This is a genomic window from Streptococcus cameli, assembly GCF_053207365.1.
This window is the reverse complement of the sequence record NZ_JBRUIM010000006.1, coordinates 76,562-90,323: the sequence shown is the minus strand read 5'-3', so window position 1 is coordinate 90,323 and position 13,762 is coordinate 76,562. Positions and strand designations below refer to the sequence as shown.

Here is a 13,762-nt window from a genome sequence, read left to right as displayed (position 1 = left end):
TTATATAGACAATCGAGTATTCAGATGCGTAATTTTCTCCAAATACCTCCATCCACATACGAGCCAAATAAGGCACTAACAGATAGGATAGAATGAACGGAAATTCTTTTTTCCACCAATTCATCATAGTTCTCCTTAAAATCTTATCCTGCCAGTATTGTGTTTATAAGCATAGTGATTAGAAGCATGGGAAATACCAAAATTCGCAGTCGCTCCACCACCAACAGGAACAGATATACCTACACTAAGGGTAGTTGTTCCGTGATTATAGTAATCACCGTTGATATCGTAATAAATACTATTAGCATTCTCTAAATGAGTATAAACATTTCCTCCAAAAGCTTTAGATATTCCTCCGTAGCTCCTGTTAATTCCAACATTCAAAATACGTTGAATCCCTCTAAACCAACCACTCTCACTAGTTTCACAATAAAATGTAATAGTTGGTTTATAAACTGGGGTTACTTCATATCTTTGGCTCAGTGTTCTATATGTTTTAGCTGCTCGTTCATAGGGGTTAATCCCTAATTCTTTCATAGCTTGTTCTCTACTGACACCAAAATCTTCCATATATCTTGACAGTATTTTTTCTGCGCTCATTGGTTCGCTTGCCACGACAACCGTACCATCAGACTGTGTAATTACTTCATCTGCAAAAACTGTGGATGTCCCTACAAGTACAAAAGCCAGAGCTGCCATTATACCAACTACTATTTTTCTCACTTTCATCATGTTTTCTCCTTATCTAGTATGTTTCATTTACCTTTTTATGAAACACTCAGTACATCGGACTCACCTCAATTCCATTTGTGCTTATTATTTTCTAATAATCAAATCTATCCACCAAGGAATAGATTGAGTCACATATTGACCAACTACTACTATTGTTGCCAGCAATAAGGGAATATATTTTTTCATAGGTGCACTCCTTTTGGTTTTTATGATACAATAAAAAACACAGGATTGTGCTATTTTGTAAACTTTATTCACATATTCAGGAGGTTGCTATGCGGTGGGATTTTGGCAGTATTTACAAGCAGATTAGAGAATCCAAAGGATTGACCCAAGAGCAGGTTTGCGGCAATGTTCTCTCACGGACGACACTGGTTAAAATTGAAAGCAATCAAGTCATGCCCAAATTTGAAAACATGATTTTCTTGCTGGAGCAACTCAATATGAGCCTGGAAGAGTTTAAGTACATCTGCAATATTTATCAACCAAGCGAGCGACAAAATATTTTTAATAAAATTTATAATTATAGTTCATCATCCAACATGACCGAGTTAACGGAGATTCGACAACGGTGTGAACGCTATCTAAGAACACACCATGATATCCCCGTCGAACGTATCTTAGAAATGGTGACAGTCGGAATTGCTGTCCGCGAGCACGGCTTTTTGCAACCATCTGAAGAACTGCAATCTGTCACCAAAAAAATCTGGCACAACCTGGAAAAGCAGGATACCTGGTATGAACGTGACTTAAAAATGCTCAACGCTATTTTATTTCATTTTTCATTGGAGCAGTTACCTGCTATCACTGATAAGATTTTGGAGAGTTTAAAAAAATACAGTGAATATGCCCAGATAGCAGAAGCCAAGCATAGCTTGCTCAGCAACCTAGCCACCATTTACCTCTATAATGGCTATCTTGAAGAATGCGAGACCATCACTCTCATCACGTACGAATTGGCCAAAAAAACCAAACGTTATGACCGTCTAGGATTTTCCCAGATTCGATTAGGTATTTGTCGGAACGACCAGGAGTTGATTGACAAAGGGTTGACGCTGCTAGAATTGACAAACGAAACAACCTTATGGACCAATATGCAGGAAGAAGTTAGGCAACTATACAAAAACTGAGCAAGAAATCTTGCTCAGTTTATTTGTAGTGGCATTTATCCTCATGGTCATTGATGAGACCTGCCGCCTGCAAGTAGGAATAGATGCAGACAGGACCGACAAAGGAGAAGCCACGTTTTTTCAAATCATTGGAAATCTTTTGGGAAAGCGGGGTCTGACTCGGGAGATCATGATAGGTGAAAACTGCGTTCTCGATTGTCTTATTCTCTACAAATTTCCAAATATAGGTATCAAAACTGCCGTATTCGTCTTGTAGTTTCAAAAAGGCCTGGGCATTTTTTCTGGTCGCATACAATTTAGCCTTGTGTCTTATAATAGCTGGGTTGTCTAGAAGCCGGTCCAACTCTTCATCCGTCATCTGAGCGACTCTGTTGATATCATATTGGTGAAAAGCCTGACGAAAAGCTTCCCGTTTATTGAGGACAATTTCCCAGGAAAGACCTGCTTGATAGGTTTCCAAGCAGAGTAGTTCAAAGAGTCTTTGGTCCTGATGGACCGGTTTTCCCCATTCTTCATCATGGTAAGCGACATACAGGGGATTGGTTTCTTTGACCCAGGAACAACGATGGGGCATGCTTTCTCCTTTACTGATCATAAAAATAGGGTGACGGTAAATAGCTGGCACATGGGCAGATTCAGTCCCTATTGAATTAGACCGCGCCACCTCCTCGAAAACTGAACACGAACTTGGAACGGTGTGAAAACAACTCTGCCTCCTAGAGCAAAAGGCTGGGCGTCATCACTGTGTTGACTTAATGCCCTTTGTACCTTACTTCATCAGCATTTTCAGGGCTGATTTGATATAGTTTTCAGCTGTATCTGTCGTGCCGTCAAAGAAGGCCTTGATTTTCTTGAGCTCAGTTGCCTTGTAGCCCAAAGCTTGGAGGGCTTCCATGGCTTCATCCAAGTCCTGATTACTTGCACTGATCGCTTTTGCAGCTCCGCTATTGTCCGCAGAAAGATCCACAAACTTACCAGCCAAATCCAAGACCATCTGCTGAGCTGTCTTTTTGCCAACCTTTGGAAACTTAGTCAGGTAAGTGATATTGCTGCTGTCGATGGCCGCAACCAACCCGTCATTGTCATCTACCGCAATGATGGCAAGGGCTGTTGTCGGTCCAATTCCAGAAACCGAAATCAAGCGTAGAAACACTTCTTTCTCAGACTCTGTCGCAAAGCCATAGAGGAGCTGAGCGTCCTCCCGCACCACCTGATGGGTATAGATGGTCACATCCTGACCCATTTGCTCACTGTAACGGTAGGGATTGGCAACATGGAGAATGTAGCCGACTCCTCCAACTTCCACCACAATATATTTTGCCGTGATCTTGCTTAATCTTCCTTTGATGTACTCGTACATGGGTTCTCCTTTTCAGTATCTTCTGTTTATTGTACCAAAATCGACTAAGATAGGCTAGTTCTCCTCTCTTTAGAGGGCAATTTTTTTCATCTTGGCTGCCTTCACAATAAGGCCTAAACCGAGACTAGCAACTAGGATAAAGCTGATTTGAACTCCCAAGACTCCTGTGAATTCACTCAGCGAAACCATTCCTCCTGCTAGAATATAGCCCAGTGGATGGGCCATGGCAATAAAACCGGAGTATGAACCAATCTTGTTTTCATCCATCATTTCGGCACGTAGAACTTGACTAGCGGGGATGTTGATCATCTCTCCAATCGTATATACAACCGCAGATAGCAGAATCAACCAGAGAGTTTGAAAGGTAAAGGCTGAAAAAATCCCTGTCGCAAACACAATTCCACCAATCAAAAGCTGAGGAAGCAGTTTCATGGGCTTGGTCAAACGGTTGACCGTTGTCATCAAAAAGACAATCATAACAGTATTAATGAGTACAGCTAGACTCAGCAATTTTGCCCCTGTCACCTCAAAACCAAAGACTTCCGTCGTTTGGTAGATGGTTTTATAATGGACTGGAATATAGTTGTCAATCTGGGTCCAAACAGCTGAAAACAAGACAACACCAGCTGTGTAAACCATGAAGGCTCGGTCTTTGACAACTTCACCGTAATTCTTGAAGGTAGACAGTAACCCTTGGCCATGATCAAAGACAAAATCGACAGGGCGTGTTTCTTCAAACTTCCACAGCATGATCACATAGGTAAAGGCAGCAATCGCTGTCATGGCTAGTAGCAACTCAAAGAAGTGTTGGTCATAAAAGGCACCTGCAATCCCTGCTCCCAGCATAACTGCTACGTTAATAATCCAGTAACTAATGGTATAGACAAACCGACGATTGCTTTCATCGGTCAAATCAATAATCATCGCATCATAGGCTGGATGGGCAAAGTTGGAAAAAACTTCCACCGTAAAGATCCCAACAAAGGTCAAAACGGGTTGGACCTGACCTGGAACATTGGCAAACAGAGTAATTAAATAGCCAATAAGGACCCCTAAATTGCCCCAGTCTGTCACCTTCTTACGACCAACTGAGTCAGCCAAATGGCCGCCATACAGGATTCCAATAAAGCTAGCAGCTTGAGTTCCCATGACCAGAAGGCCAGTCACAAAGGCTCCAAAGTACTGAACATAATACATAGACATAAACGGAAAAATAGCCGATCCCAAGATAATAGAGATAAACCGCAATCCTTCTCGCCATTGCAGTTGCTTGGGAAGATTTAAAAATTCCTTCATCGTAGACCTTTCTCTTATCACAATTCTGCCATTATAGCACAAAAAAAGAATCAGGAAAAGCCTGATTCATTAGATTCTGCTTATTTTTCGAGCTAGCACGGATACCACTAGCCCTCATATTTCCCCATTTCTCTGAGACTGGTATGGTTTTCCTGGATACGGCGGAACATCTTTTCCATGTCCGACTTGCTGAAATGAACCAATACCGGTCTTCCGTGCGGGCAATTATATGGATTTTTGCACTGGGCCAATTGGCGCAACAGATGACGCGCAGAATAATCATCTAGAGCATGATTGGCCTTGATGGAACGCTTACAAGACATCATGATGGCCAACTCTGCCCGGTACTGTTTGATGGAAACCTGATCCGTTAACAGCAACATGTCGCACATCTCGTAGACACCACTTTCAATTTCTTCTTCCTTCATCCAAATTGGGTGCTCCCGAAGAATAAATTGGTGGCTGCCATACTCTTCCAAGTGAATGCCGACTTGGTGCAGGAGATCCATCTTCTGACCTAAGAGCAGGGCATCATTTCCTGGAAATTCAAAAATATAGGGCACCAGAAGCTGTTGAGAAGCATTGTTGACTTCACCAATCGACTCACGGTATTCTTCGTATTTGACCCTTTCTTGAGCGGCATGTTGGTCGATAATGTAGAGGCCACCTGTGCCTTGGGCAAAGAGATAGGTCCCGTGCATTTGCCCGAAATATTCCAATTCCGGAAAGGTGGATGTTTCTTCTTTTTCCAGTTTGTCCACCATTTTGGCCAATTCAGTCTGGGTCAATTCTGGGTGGTCTGCATCGGTTTGGTCTCGTTCACTTCTTTGGGCAAAATGAACACTGCTCGTTGTGGTCTCTGGCACTTCTTTTTTGACCTCCAATTCCCGAACAGGTTCTGAAACCGTTTCGGGTTTGAGGAAGAAATCTTGCTTGTCCCTGTCGTAATAAAGGGTGCTCTCCTTTAAGGGCAGGGTCGTTTGCTCTGCTTGGAGACGCGGACGGGTACTGGTCTTGGCCAGGTTTTCCAAGGCATCTGGGATCAGTTCCTGTTCACGCAAAGCAGACGCGATAGCCTGGGTAAGCAGGTTCATCAGCTCTTTTTCCTTGGAAATGCGGACTTCCTGCTTGGTCGGGTGTACATTGACATCGGCCAAATAGGGGTCAATCTCAATGGCAATCACTGCCAAAGGGAAGCGCCCCACCATGAGCTTGCTGCCATAGCCGTCTAAAATAGCCCGGTTAAGCAGGAAATTCTTGATGTAGCGGCCATTGATAAAAAGACTGATGTAGTTGCGGTTGGCACGGGTCAATTCCGGGAGGCTGACATAGCCGGAAACCTGGAAATCCATATCCTCTGCGGTAATTTCCACCATCTTTTTCGCAGTCGCAATCCCATATACACCTGCTATGGCTTGGCGGAGATCCTTGCTTCCTGCCGTCTGCATCAAGGTGCGATCCTCATTTATCAAGGTAAAGGCGATCTCAGGATGGGCCAAACTTTGGCGGTTCAGCACATCGATGATGTGAGAAAGCTCCGCTTGCTGGCTCTTGACATATTTGAGGCGGGCGGGAGTATTGTAAAACAAATCTTCTACAGTAATGTGGGTCCCAACCGCTCGGCTAATCGGTCCTTCTTCTACAACCTGGCCGCCATGTGATTCCAAGGACCAGCCATGTTCATGTTGGGCTGTGGCGGATGCAATTCGAATCTTGCTAACAGATGCAATGGACGGCAAGGCCTCCCCTCGAAAACCCAGAGTCCGAATCCGAAACAGGTCTGATTGGGTCTTGATTTTACTGGTCGCATGGCGGCGCAAGGCCAAGTTAACCTGGTCTGGAGCAATGCCTTGACCGTTGTCAATGATGTCAATTTTTTTCAGACCTGCTTCTTCAATAGATACCGTGATTTGGCTACTGCCGGCATCAATAGCATTTTCGACCAATTCTTTGACCACGCTGGCAGGACGTTCGATGACCTCGCCAGCTGCAATTTGGTTGGCCAGGACTTCTGGCAATTCAATAATCGTTGCAATACTTGTCATACAAATCCTTTCATTCTTCTTTTCTTTCCTCGTTTCTCGTTGTTCTATTATACCACAAAAGACCTTCCCACAAAAAAAGCACCCTAGGGTGCTAAGTGGATTAGGATGGTTCATTCCTTGTATAAGTTTCTAGTAGCTGACCAGAGTCTTTTTCCTGAAAGTGAACAACACCCAGATTGGAAATCTTCTCAAAAGCTTGATTCGCTGCCTCTTGAAGACCTGTCGTATCATCTGTTTTTCCAGACACAAACACGGTTAACTCATAAGGCTCTGTATCGGATTGAATGGCAATGGAATCGTAAGCCAAGCCTTCTGGATAAGGCAAAGAAGATGCCACCTCAATGACCTTGCTATTGTCACCAATAAGGATTGTCTGTGCTTCCGAATTGTCTATTGGTTTGGAAACTGGTTGGCAAGCAAACAGCAATGAGATACAGGATAAGGATAAGAGGGTAAACATTGATTTCTTCATCTTGAGTTCTCCTTTCATGTCATCCTTTTCTTTATGATAGCAAACCCAAGTAAAAGAGGCTAGCACCAGCCTTGGAGGTTAACTCCCCTCTTTTACAATCGAACGCATAATCCACAAACAAGCTAGAGCAATCAGGGCTGGAAATAAAACTTCGGCCCAATTAAATCCAGTCAGAACATTGTAGACAATAAAGCTGATGTTAAACAAGAAGAAAAAACTATAAAAAACTAATTTGGCTGTTCGCATCATACACTTCTCCTAGTTTGTTTACTTCTTATTGTATCAAAAATGTCTTAATTGTCCAAGGAATGGTTGATGAGCTGTACACTTTCTTTCATCTGGCGGTAATTGACCGCATAAATGACCGCATATATCGCCACAAAGATTGCCCAGAAGAACAACAAATGTGCCAGATTCAGCGGAAACCAGCCTGCCAAGATAGCAAGAATGGTAAAACCAATCGCCGTCACTGCAAAATGAGTAACCGTCATCTTCAACAGGCTCCAATCCTGTTCAAAGATTTTATCAGCAGCCTGAAATAGCAGGCCGATGGCAAACCAAACTAGCACAGCAATGGCCATAACGCCAACTGGGCTAAAATGAGCTTGGTAGTATTGTCCAGCAGTAGAGAGTGGATTGATTGGTAAATAATCGCCATCTGAGAAAATAGCTGACATGATAAGTGAGCTGAGGGTTCCGATAGCCAGGCCTAGTGTGCCTGATAAGATGTATTTTTTCATAAGTTTAATGCCTCCTTAATAGCTTTGAGATAGCGACGAGACGAATAGGTCACGTCCTGGTTTTTGAAGATGAGTTTGACCAAGCCATTCGGGGTTATCTGCAGGTGGTCTAATTGGTTTAGATTGATGATTTCAGATTGGGAAATCTGCAAGAAGTAGCTAGGAACCAACTCCTTTAACTGATAAAGACGGTAGCTGGTCGTGTAAGTGGCACTGGCCGTTTTGGCATGGACCACCTTGTCTTCAATCACCAGTCGATCAATCGCTGGCCAATCCAACAGATAGACTTCTTCGTCCTTCTTAGCGGTCAACCGCTCGGCTCCTTGTTGCAGGTTGCCAACAAAATCGATCACTTTTTTGACTTCTGCTGTTTGTTCCTTAGCCTCAATAATGACCTTGTCTTCAGGAACGTCTTTAGCAATCTTGATTTCTAATTTCACATGATTCCTCCTTTTTTTAAAATGGCTCGCCTTTTCTAATTCTATTAAACCCTATTCTGAACTGGCTTTCAAGGGCTTTTGACTATATGGTTGAAATGCTGGTCTATGTGGTCAAAAAAGAAAACAATCCTGTTTGAAACAGGATTGTCACACTTCTTTTTGTAATTCTGCCAAGGCCATCATGGCCTCCATAGGCGTCATAGTATTAAGATTGAGTTGGCGGATTTGTTCTAGAACAGGATGCTCACTAGTAAATAAATCCAATTGCTCTTGAGGTGAGTCGAGTGCTGTTCTTGAAGGGGCCAACTGGGCTGCTTGCCCTTCTAAGGTCTGCAGGATATGGTCTGCCCGCCTCAAGAGCTCTTGAGGCATACCGGCAATTTTAGCCACATGAATCCCGTAAGACTTGTCTGCTGGACCAGGTGCAATCTTATGAAGGAAGGTCACCTGCCCATTTTGTTCCAAGGTGGAAACATGGACATTTTCCAAGTGCTCCAATTCATGCTCCAAGGTCGTCAATTCGTGGTAGTGGGTTGCAAAGAATGTTTTAGCCCCGACTTGATCATGGATGTGTTCGATAATTGCCTGGGCCAAGGCCATACCGTCATAGGTTGCTGTTCCCCGTCCCAATTCATCAAAGAGAATGAGGGAGTGTTTGCTGGCTAATCGCACAGCTTTGTTAGCCTCCATCATCTCAACCATAAAGGTGGACTGGCCGCTGACCAAGTCATCCGCCGCCCCAATACGGGTGAAAATAGCATCAAAAATCGGGAGACTGGCTGTCTCTGCTGGCACATATGAGCCAATTTGGGCCATAACAACCATGACCGCCAACTGCCTCATGTAGGTTGATTTACCACTCATATTGGGACCCGTAATCAACTGAACATTGGTGTCTTCATTCAAGTAAATGGAATTTGGAATATAGGACTGGGCTCCCATAACCTTCTCCACAACCGCATGCCGTCCTTGTTCGATGGCAATGGCTGATGTGTCGGTAAAGCGAGGGCAAACCAAGTGCTGCCGCTCTGCCACATCCGCAAAGGCTTGCAAGACATCGACAGTCGCAAGACCCTTGGCCAGTGCCTGCAAGCGACCAATGTACTTTTCAACTTCTTGGCGAATCCGCATGAAAATCTCGTATTCCAAGTTGGATGATTTGTCACGCGCCTCCAGCATCTGCCCTTCAATCTTAGCCAATTCCTCTGTTCCGTAACGTTCGGAGTTTTTCAGGGTTGCCTTGCGGAAGAAGTGGTTAGGCACGTGGGCCAACTGGGAATTGGTGACATGGAAATAATAACCGTCTTTTTTATTGTAATCGATCTTCAAATTGGTAATGCCAGAGTTCTCCCGCTCCCTGGCCTCCATCTCAGCAATCCAGCCCGTACCTTCTCTCATGACCAGGCGGTACTGGTCCAACTGCTCGTCAAATCCAGCCCGAATGATATTGCCGTCTGTAATGGTGCCTTGGGCATCTGGATCAATGGCAGCGCTAATCAAAGCATGCAGTTCTGGGATGGTGTCCAGTTGTTCCACCAAGATAGTCAAGGCAGGGTGACCAATTTGCTGCAAAATTCCTTTGATAGCTGGCACATTTCCCAAGGTCTGAGCCAATTGCAAGAGGTCCTTCGGGGTTGTTTTGCCAAAGGAGACACGACTGGCTAGGCGTTCAATATCATAAACACCTTTTAGGCTCTCCGCCAAATCACTGCGTTCAAAAAAGGCATCCAAGAAGACTTGCACAATGGCCTGGCGTTCCAAAATACGGTCTGCCTCAATCAAGGGCCGGTCAATCCATGACCGCAACAAGCGCATGCCCATCGCTGTTTTGGTTTCATCTAGGAGCCAGTAGAGACTGCCATGTTTTTTGCCTGTACGAGCGTTTTCCAAGAGATCCAAGCTGGACTTGGTGGCAAAATCCATTTGCAAGTAGTCTTTGATTTCATAGTGTTGGACCGTCTGCAAATGCGAAAGCTCCCGCAGTTGGGTCCGAAGGACATAGCGCAAGAGCTTCGCAGCGGCAGCTTTTTCCACAGGAGCCAAGGAAGCATCTATCAAGCGGCTGTCTTCTTCAAGCTCGGTCTCCTGGGACAAGAGCAAATTCATCTGATTGGAGAGAATCTGTTCCTGGTGCTCTGTGAGGGCAAAACCAAGAACCACTTCTCGGGCCTGGAGGTTGCGAATTTCGCCACAGACCGTGTTAAAATCGGTCAAGCTGGTTACAAAGAATTGGCCAGTCGATACCTCCATATAGGCTAAGCCATAGTCAGCACCGCTCTGGTCAATGGCCACCAAGAAATTACTGGCAGCATCTGGCTTGGTCGCATCGACTGCCGTACCTGGTGTGATAATTTGCACCACGCCCCGCTTCACGACGCCTACTGCCTGCTTGGGGTCCTCCATCTGCTCAGCGATGGCGACCTTATGGCCCAACCCAACTAGGGTATCAATGTATTGCTGAGCAGCATGATAGGGAACCCCCGCCATGGGAATCGGATTCTCCGCATTTTTATTGCGACTGGTCAGGGTTAATTCCAAGATTTGAGCGGCTTCAACCGCATCTTCATAAAATAATTCGTAGAAATCTCCCATTCGAAAAAGCAAAAAAGCATCTGGATGCTGTGCTTTGATATCCAGATACTGTTGCATGCCAGGAGAAATTTTTTCAGTTGTCATTCATTACTATCCTTCAAAAAATAATTGATTTCATCTTCAACCTGTATCGCAGAAGCTTCATCACGGCAAATGACCAAGAGAGTATCGGCACCTGCCACTGTTCCAAGAACTGTTGTCGGCTTTTCTGCATCAATGATATTTGCCATCAAAGCTGCTTCACCCAAATCAGAGTGCAGGACTAAAATAAAACTAGCACGCTCTACTTTATAGGTGTAATCAGCCAGCAACTGGCTAAAGCTTTGGTCATCCTGTTCAGGGGCAAGGGAATAATAGGATTTCCCATTTTCATAAATCTTAACCAAACCAAGCTCCCGTAAATCACGAGAAAGGGTCGTTTGGGTAACAAATACCCCATTCTTTTCAAGACCAGCTTGAATATCTGCTTGGCGACCAATCTTTTCTTCACGAATCATGGATTTAATCAATTCATGTCTATCTGTTTTATTCACGGTTGTACCTCGAATGTATAATTATCTACTATTGTACCAAAATTTGAAGTTTTTATCATTTTTCATCCTAAAAATATGATAAAATAGAATCAAGAAAGTTGGAGGTCATTCCTATGAATCAAAAAGCACTTGTTGCCGAAAGATTAGCTGCCGTTATTCCTAGTCTTGAGGCAGAACAAATTCAATCCCTATTAGAAAAACCAAAGTCGTCTGAAATGGGCGACATTGCCTTTCCTGCCTTTTCTTTAGCAAAAGTGGAACGCAAAGCACCACAAGTTATTGCCAGCGAGATTGTTGACAAACTAGATACTGCTGGATTTGAAAAAGTAGTGGCTACTGGTCCTTATGTCAACTTCTTCTTGGACAAAGCACGCATCTCACAAGACATTTTGCAGACCATTGTCTCTGAAAAAGAAAACTATGGACAGCAAGAAATTGGGGCAGGCCAAACGATTACCGTTGATATGTCTAGTCCAAACATTGCCAAACCCTTCTCTGTGGGACACTTGCGCTCAACTGTTATCGGAGACGCCATTGCTAACTTATATGCCAAGTTAGGATACAACCTCCTTCGTATCAACCATTTAGGGGACTGGGGGAAACAATTTGGTATGCTCATTGTGGCTTATAAACTTTGGGGAGACAAGGCTGCAGTTGAAGCAAACCCAATCGATGAACTGTTAAAACTCTATGTCCGTATCAATGCAGAAGCCGAAGAAAAGCCAGAATTAGATGAAGAAGCTCGTCAGTGGTTTAAAAAGTTAGAAGACGGAGACAAGGAAGCCTGGGAATTATGGCAATGGTTCCGTGATGAGAGCTTGGTTGAATTTGACCGTATTTACGAAAAGTTAAACATTACCTTTGACCATTACCAAGGAGAAGCCTTCTACAATGATAAGATGGACGAAGGTCTTGAAATCTTAGAAGAAAAAGATCTCTTGAAAGATTCCAAAGGCGCAAAAATCGTTGACTTAGAAGCCTATGATTTACCACCTGCTTTGATCAAAAAATCAGACGGTGCCACGCTCTATATCACACGGGATATGGCAACAGCCATGTACCGCAAACGCCATTACAACTTTGTTAAAAATATCTACGTTGTAGGACAAGAACAAACCAATCACTTCAAGCAATTAAAAGCTGTCTTGAAAGAAATGGGCTTTGACTGGTCAGACGATATGATCCACGTCACTTTTGGCTTGGTCACAAAGAACAAGAAAAAATTGTCCACACGTAAGGGCAACATCATCTTGTTAGAACCAACCTTGGATGAAGCTGTTTCACGCGCCTTGACGCAAATTGAAGCGAAAAATCCAGACTTAGAAAACAAAGAAGACGTAGCAAAAGCCGTTGGAATCGGAGCTGTAAAATTCTATGACTTGAAAACCGACCGCGATAACGGCTATGACTTTGATTTAGAAGCCATGGTATCCTTTGAAGGAGAAACCGGCCCATATGTCCAATATGCCTACGCTCGTATCCAATCCATTTTGCGCAAAGCGAACTTTACGGCTGACGAAACAGTTGACTATTCCTTGAACGATGCAGAAAGCTGGGAGATTATCAAACACCTCCAAAACTTCTCTGCGACTGTTTCTCGTGCCGCAGAAAAATACGATCCATCTATTGTGGCCAAATACATCATTGGTCTGGCTCAATCTTTTAATAAATATTATGCCCATACCCGTATTTTAGACGAAAGCCCAGAACGCAACAGCCGCCTCGCTTTGGCCTATGCAACAGGGGTGGTCTTAAAAGAAGGACTTCGCCTACTCGGTGTGGAAGCTCCTGAAAAAATGTAAACAAAAAACAGACTTGCATCAAGTCTGTTTTTCAATTGCTTCAGCGAAATCGAGCATCTTTCTTTTAAATATCTGTCGCTGTTTGAGCAAGGCTCGGTTTATCTTTTGGTTTGCGCAAAAGGAAGAACACCGTCAAGCCGAAATACACCACAAACAAGGCAATATTAATCCCATATACGCCCAAGGCCGCCGCTTGCGTCGCTTGCTGCATTTCCACATCTTGATACAATCGACTAATGTTACCTGTATTCATGTAAACATAGGTCGCTGAAATCAAGGTTGCAAACAAATACCCAATGTAGGTATAAGATGCTGCTTCATTCTGTTTTTTAATCAAGAAGACCAAGGTCCCGATTAAGAGGACAACCATTACTATCACCAATACCTTGTTGAGCAGATTGGTATTGAAGGCATTGGTTGCACGCGAAATCGTGATTAGTTCCTCCAATTGATCTTCCATTCCTTCGATCCCTTTCCAGGTTTTGCGAAGCTTGTCTTCATCAAATGTAGCCAAAAAGGCAGTAGGAACTCGAAAGAGGGTCGCAATGGTCGATAGGACCATAAAAATATAGAGGTGAATCGGTCTTTTCATAGCTTCTCCTTTGTCTTGTTATTTCGAT

At 43.9% G+C, this 13,762-nt stretch carries 14 protein-coding genes; 2 read left to right on the top strand and 12 right to left on the bottom strand.

The features are described from left to right. Nucleotides 1-135: 135 nt before the first annotated feature. Entirely contained in the window at nucleotides 136-732 is a 597-nt protein-coding gene (locus tag ACVR1I_RS10110; RefSeq protein ID WP_447443902.1) for a hypothetical protein, read from the bottom strand. 275 nt (nucleotides 733-1,007) lie between these two features. Between ACVR1I_RS10110 and ACVR1I_RS10105 the strand changes: the two genes are divergently transcribed. After that, nucleotides 1,008-1,862 (top strand): helix-turn-helix domain-containing protein, encoded by an 855-nt coding sequence (locus ACVR1I_RS10105; RefSeq protein ID WP_447443901.1) that lies wholly within the window; start codon nucleotides 1,008-1,010, stop codon nucleotides 1,860-1,862. 19 nt (nucleotides 1,863-1,881) lie between these two features. Here the strand turns inward: ACVR1I_RS10105 and ACVR1I_RS10100 are convergent, their stop codons facing one another. The 10 genes from ACVR1I_RS10100 to argR all read right to left on the bottom strand — a co-directional run bounded on the left by ACVR1I_RS10100 (nucleotide 1,882) and on the right by argR (nucleotide 11,340). Continuing rightward, nucleotides 1,882-2,436 carry a DNA-3-methyladenine glycosylase I gene (locus ACVR1I_RS10100; RefSeq protein ID WP_447443900.1) on the bottom strand — a complete coding sequence of 185 codons (555 nt, stop codon included), beginning with the start codon at nucleotides 2,434-2,436 and terminating at the stop codon, nucleotides 1,882-1,884. 195 nt (nucleotides 2,437-2,631) lie between these two features. Further along, a complete protein-coding gene (gene ruvA, locus ACVR1I_RS10095) occupies nucleotides 2,632-3,222 on the bottom strand; it encodes a Holliday junction branch migration protein RuvA (RefSeq protein ID WP_447443899.1) in 591 nt (196 codons plus the stop codon). Nucleotides 3,223-3,291: 69 nt separating this feature from the next. After that, nucleotides 3,292-4,518, bottom strand: coding sequence for an MFS transporter (locus tag ACVR1I_RS10090; RefSeq protein WP_447443898.1), 1,227 nt, complete (start codon nucleotides 4,516-4,518; stop codon nucleotides 3,292-3,294). 107 nt (nucleotides 4,519-4,625) lie between these two features. Next, complete coding sequence (mutL, locus tag ACVR1I_RS10085) at nucleotides 4,626-6,554, bottom strand: DNA mismatch repair endonuclease MutL (protein ID WP_447443906.1); 1,929 nt, start codon at nucleotides 6,552-6,554, stop codon at nucleotides 4,626-4,628. Between the two features lie 109 nt (nucleotides 6,555-6,663). Then, nucleotides 6,664-7,035 (bottom strand): DUF4825 domain-containing protein, encoded by a 372-nt coding sequence (locus ACVR1I_RS10080; RefSeq protein WP_447443897.1) that lies wholly within the window; start codon nucleotides 7,033-7,035, stop codon nucleotides 6,664-6,666. Between the two features lie 78 nt (nucleotides 7,036-7,113). Then, nucleotides 7,114-7,284: a hypothetical protein gene (locus ACVR1I_RS10075; protein WP_447443896.1), complete on the bottom strand. Its 171-nt coding sequence runs from the start codon at nucleotides 7,282-7,284 to the stop codon at nucleotides 7,114-7,116. Nucleotides 7,285-7,328: 44 nt separating this feature from the next. Further along, nucleotides 7,329-7,775: a DUF3021 domain-containing protein gene (locus tag ACVR1I_RS10070; protein WP_447443895.1), complete on the bottom strand. Its 447-nt coding sequence runs from the start codon at nucleotides 7,773-7,775 to the stop codon at nucleotides 7,329-7,331. Further along, nucleotides 7,772-8,215 (bottom strand): LytTR family DNA-binding domain-containing protein, encoded by a 444-nt coding sequence (locus tag ACVR1I_RS10065; protein ID WP_447443894.1) that lies wholly within the window; start codon nucleotides 8,213-8,215, stop codon nucleotides 7,772-7,774. Before ACVR1I_RS10065 ends, ACVR1I_RS10070 begins: the two co-directional genes overlap by 4 nt. A gap of 147 nt (nucleotides 8,216-8,362) precedes the next feature. Beyond that, a complete protein-coding gene (mutS, locus tag ACVR1I_RS10060) occupies nucleotides 8,363-10,891 on the bottom strand; it encodes a DNA mismatch repair protein MutS (protein WP_447443893.1) in 2,529 nt (842 codons plus the stop codon). Beyond that, nucleotides 10,888-11,340, bottom strand: a complete 453-nt coding sequence (gene argR / locus ACVR1I_RS10055) for an arginine repressor (RefSeq protein WP_447443892.1) — start codon at nucleotides 11,338-11,340, stop codon at nucleotides 10,888-10,890. The genes mutS and argR overlap by 4 nt, the downstream gene beginning before the upstream one ends. A gap of 113 nt (nucleotides 11,341-11,453) precedes the next feature. Between argR and argS the strand changes: the two genes are divergently transcribed. Beyond that, nucleotides 11,454-13,142, top strand: coding sequence for an arginine--tRNA ligase (gene argS / locus ACVR1I_RS10050; RefSeq protein ID WP_447443891.1), 1,689 nt, complete (start codon nucleotides 11,454-11,456; stop codon nucleotides 13,140-13,142). A 64-nt stretch (nucleotides 13,143-13,206) separates the two neighbouring features. Here the strand turns inward: argS and ACVR1I_RS10045 are convergent, their stop codons facing one another. Further along, the gene (locus ACVR1I_RS10045; protein ID WP_447443890.1) at nucleotides 13,207-13,734 is read right to left on the bottom strand and encodes an ABC transporter permease; all 528 of its coding nucleotides are present in this window, start codon (nucleotides 13,732-13,734) and stop codon (nucleotides 13,207-13,209) included. Between the last annotated feature and the right edge of the window lie 28 nt (nucleotides 13,735-13,762).